The following is a 3,180-nucleotide window of genomic DNA, read 5'->3' on the forward strand; positions in this document are numbered from 1 at the left end:
ACTTTACCAGATGTAACGCGGCTCATATCTCGAACTCCTGCTTAGCGGTCGTAGGGCATGTAGCTCTTGACGATACGTGCGTCAGGAGCGGACAGGGTCGTGGTGCCACGGGCGTCACGGATGAATTTGGTGGTGCGCTTGATCATGCCGTGGCGTTTGCCTGCTTGACCAGCTTTGACCTTCCCGGAGGCGGTCATCTTGAAGCGCTTTTTGGCGCTCGATTTCGTCTTCATCTTGGGCATTTCGGTCTCCTATCGGATACGTGTTGCCGCGCGACTCGGCATGCCACTTGCGCCGGTCTCGCGGATTAGAGCGCCTCCTTTACGGAGACACAGAAGGTTTGGCAAGCACAATGCGCACGATCCTACCGGATCAATCGCGCAAGAATTTCTACAAAGGCCACCGGGATCGTGTCGAGCGCGATCCCCTCTTGCGATCCGACCCATGCAAACCCGCATGAGCCGATGATCATGACCAACACGCCAAGCCACGGAAACCGCCGCGAGGCCCAGCCGGACATGACGCTTGATGCCCCCAGCGCCATCAGCACCGTCATCAAAACGATGAACAGTGCCGGGTCGCCGATGGGCGGTAGCTCAGTCACCCTCGCCTGCGTAGATCAGCTTTTCGTCACAGGGTGCGACGCGCAGAATGTTGGTCGAGCCGACTTGGTTGAACGGGATACCCGCGGTCACGACGACCTGATCCTGCTCCTCCGCAAAGCCCGCCGTTTTTGCGGCACGCACTGCAGATACAACGGCCAATTTGAACCGCTCCACCTCATGGCTGATGACAGTGTGCACGCCCCAGGTCAGACAAATGCGCCGCGCGCTATTGGCAAAGGGGGTCAATGCGATGATTGGAACGCGCGGCCGCTCGCGGGCCACCTTGACGGCCGTGGTGCCCGAGTGTGTGAAGCAACAGATCGCCTTGATGTCAGTGGTTTCCGCAATTTCACGCGCAGCGGCCACGATGCCATCGGCTGTCGTCGTGCGCGTTGCAGTCCGGCTGGCCTCAATAATCTCACGATAAGTTGGGTCGCTCTCGACCTCAACAGCCACGTTGTTCATCGTGCTGACGGCTTCCAGCGGATAGGATCCGGCGGCGGATTCCGCGCTCAGCATGATGGCGTCCGCGCCCTCATAGATCGCCTGCGCCACGTCCGACACCTCAGCGCGCGTAGGCATGGGGCTGTCGATCATGCTTTCAAGCATTTGGGTCGCGACGATCACGGGTTTTGCCGCGCTCCGGCAACGACGCACAAGCCGCTTTTGGATCGGGGGCACGGCTTGCACCGGCAATTCGACACCCAAATCACCGCGCGCCACCATGATGCCGTCAGACGCGGCGAGGATTTCCTCAAAGGCCTCAACGGCGGCAGGCTTTTCGATTTTCGACAAAAGTGCAGCCCGGCCCTTTGCCAAGTCACGCGCTTCGTCCACGTCGGCCGCGCGTTGCACGAACGACAACGCCAACCAGTCGACGCCCAGCTCACATACGAATTCAAGATCGCTGCGGTCTTTCTCGGACAACGCCGCCAAGGGCAACACGACGTCAGGCACGTTCACACCCTTGCGGTTGGAAATCGTGCCACCAATCACAACAGTGCATTGCGCGAAATCGGGGCCACAATCATCCACGGTGAGCCGCAATTTGCCATCGTTCACCAACAACGTCGCACCGGGGCGCAGCGCCTCAAAAATCTCGGGGTGGGGCAGTTGCACTCGGGTCGCATCGCCCGGCGCATCGCTCAGATCAAATCGAAACGGCGCACCTGCCTCTATCTCAGCGCTATCGCCCGCAAACACACCACACCGCAGCTTTGGCCCCTGCAAATCCGCAAGGATCGCGATGGGCCGACCGGTATCACGCTCCAGATCGCGGATCATCGCGTGGCGCGCCCGGATTTCAGAATGATCACCATGGCTCATGTTCAGGCGGAACACATCCGCGCCCGCCTCAAACAACGCCTTGATCGTCTGATAGTCGTTGGATGCGGGCCCCAAAGTGGCCACGATTTTCACATTCCGATGCCGGCGCATTCTGCTCGTTCCTTCTTATTTCGTCTCAAACACGACTAACACATCAAAATGTTAGCGCAAACATTTCCGCTTTAATGCCCGAAGTCTGGGTCAGGCACAACTGGTCACCGCCATAGAAGACCTTTATATCAGCCCTATGACAAGAGCCCTCTCCCCGCCTTATGAAACGCTTCCCGGCCCGGCAACTGCTAGCTGGGTTATCACGTGTGACCATGCAAGCAACCGTATCCCCGAAGAAATCGGCTGCCTCGGCCTACCCAAAACGGACATGGAGCGGCACATTGCCTATGACGTGGGGGCTGCTGGCGTCACCCGCCATTTAGCGACGCACCTGAATGCGCCTGCGGTGCTATCAACCTATTCCCGGCTCGTGATTGACCCTAACCGAGGCGAGGATGACCCAACATTGATGATGCGCCTGTACGACGGCTCCATCATCCCGGCCAACCGTCACGCGACAACGGCGGAGCGTGAGCGGAGGCTTGCTCTCTATCATCGCCCCTACCACGACACGCTGGCACAAACGATCAATGCCACCCCCGACGCCGCCATCGTTGCCATCCACTCCTTCACGCCCCAACTCAAAGGCCGCGCGCCGCGCCCGTGGGAAATCAGCGTCCTGTTTTCCGACACTGACGACCGGCTCTCACGTGCGCTGATCAAAGCCCTCGATACCGAAGAAAACCTGTGCGTCGGCGTGAATGAACCCTATCACGGGCACCTACCCGAAGACGCGCTGCACCGGCATGGTTTGCGGACTGGCCGCCTGCACACACTCATCGAAATCCGAAATGACCTGATCGAAACAGCCGCGCAACAAAAGGCATGGGCCGTCCGCCTCGCCCCGCTACTCGAACACGCGCGCGCCACACTAAAGGAGCCTATCCATGGATGACCAAACCCGCATCGAAATCGAAGCCGCCGCCTTCCGCCGTCTCCGCAAACACCTAATCGAAGACCGCCCAGACGCGCAAAACATCGACATGATGAACCTCGCTGGCTTTTGCCGCAACTGCCTGTCGCGCTGGTACCAAGAAGCCGCGGCGGAACACGGCATCGAGATGACCAAAGACGCCGCGCGTGAAACCTACTACGGCATGCCCATGTCCGAATGGAAGGCCAAGCACCAGACCGAGGC

Annotated in this window: 5 protein-coding genes; 2 read left to right on the forward strand and 3 right to left on the reverse strand. The window is 59.7% G+C overall.

Annotated features, from left to right (window positions below; translation table 11 throughout):
* Positions 1 to 41: 41 nt before the first annotated feature.
* The 3 genes from rpmI to pyk form a co-directional block, all read right to left on the reverse strand.
* Entirely contained in the window at positions 42 to 242 is a 201-nt protein-coding gene (gene rpmI / locus AC4GMC_RS17880) for a 50S ribosomal protein L35 (RefSeq protein WP_038004338.1), read from the reverse strand.
* A gap of 122 nt (positions 243 to 364) precedes the next feature.
* Positions 365 to 604 carry a hypothetical protein gene (locus tag AC4GMC_RS17885; RefSeq protein WP_487879165.1) on the reverse strand — a complete coding sequence of 80 codons (240 nt, stop codon included), beginning with the start codon at positions 602 to 604 and terminating at the stop codon, positions 365 to 367.
* The gene (gene pyk, locus AC4GMC_RS17890; protein WP_038004335.1) at positions 597 to 2,042 is read right to left on the reverse strand and encodes a pyruvate kinase; all 1,446 of its coding nucleotides are present in this window, start codon (positions 2,040 to 2,042) and stop codon (positions 597 to 599) included. Before pyk ends, AC4GMC_RS17885 begins: the two co-directional genes overlap by 8 nt.
* A 136-nt stretch (positions 2,043 to 2,178) precedes the next feature.
* Here pyk and AC4GMC_RS17895 point away from each other — a divergent pair, with 136 nt between their 5' ends.
* Positions 2,179 to 2,937 (forward strand): N-formylglutamate amidohydrolase, encoded by a 759-nt coding sequence (locus tag AC4GMC_RS17895; RefSeq protein ID WP_487877053.1) that lies wholly within the window; start codon positions 2,179 to 2,181, stop codon positions 2,935 to 2,937.
* Positions 2,930 to 3,180 (forward strand): DUF1244 domain-containing protein (locus AC4GMC_RS17900; protein WP_487880514.1); only part of this gene is annotated, 251 nt, incomplete at its 3' end. The genes AC4GMC_RS17895 and AC4GMC_RS17900, both read left to right, overlap by 8 nt.

The organism is Thalassobacter sp., assembly GCF_982993085.1.

What these genes read in the sequence shown, in the direction of transcription:
- rpmI (WP_038004338.1), bottom strand. Translation starts at nt 242, where the DNA reads ATGCCCAAGATGAAGACGAAATCGAGCGCCAAAAAGCGCTTCAAGATG.
- pyk (WP_038004335.1), bottom strand. Translation starts at nt 2,042, where the DNA reads ATGCGCCGGCATCGGAATGTGAAAATCGTGGCCACTTTGGGGCCCGCA.
- AC4GMC_RS17895 (WP_487877053.1), top strand. Translation starts at nt 2,179, where the DNA reads ATGACAAGAGCCCTCTCCCCGCCTTATGAAACGCTTCCCGGCCCGGCA.